Source organism: Bacillus hominis (assembly GCF_018332515.1).
GTDB lineage: Bacteria > Bacillota > Bacilli > Bacillales > Bacillaceae_G > Bacillus_A > Bacillus_A hominis.
In genome coordinates, this window is the sequence record NZ_BOQD01000443.1 from 1 (window position 1) to 745 (window position 745).

Annotated in this window: 1 protein-coding gene; it reads right to left on the reverse strand. The window is 38.1% G+C overall.

Translation table 11 applies throughout. The features are described from left to right. Window positions 1–655, reverse strand: a 655-nt coding sequence (locus KI356_RS26190; protein ID WP_212936904.1) for an S-layer homology domain-containing protein, incomplete at its 3' end; no start/stop codon positions are given. Window positions 656–745 lie beyond the last annotated feature (90 nt).

Here is a 745-nt window from a genome sequence, read left to right on the forward strand (position 1 = left end):
TATATAAAAACTGTGCATACTGTTCACGTGTTACCGTATTATATGGCCCAAACTTCCCTTCCCCTGTACCAGCTGCAATCTCGTTTGACTGCACGGCACTAATCGCATTTTCTGCCCAAAAACCATTTGGAACATCGTTAAATGTGTGTGTTTGCTTAGCAGAAAGATGAAAAGCATTTGTAAGAATTTGCGCCATTTCCGCACGACTAACAGAATCTTTCGGTCTAAAACCACCATTTCCATCACCTTTAAAAATCCCTAATTTCGTTAACGTTAAAACCTCTTCAGGAAACAGTGTAGAACCTGAGCGAATATCACGATACGGATTGTTTAAAGCAGATCCATCTTTTAATACATAACGGGCACTATCATTACTAAACGTACCACTTTGCTTATTCGGTACTAACACTCGGTAAACTAAAGCTGCCACCTGCTCCCTCGTCGCAACATCCCCAAAACCAAACATCCCATTTCCATAACCTGAAATAATATTTTTACTCGATAAATCTTTAATAGCAGGATACGACCAATGTGATGTAGGCACATCAGAAAAAGCACCCGCTTCAGCAGCTTTCACATCACTACCACTCGCATAAAAGAAAGCGCTTCCAATTAACGTTAATGATGTAATTGATTTTAATAGTTTTGTGTACATAATACCCTCTCCCCATACGTCTTCCATTCTTGTTGTTTTTTGTTGGAAAATCTAAAAGACTATGACAAGATATATTATACAATTAAAACT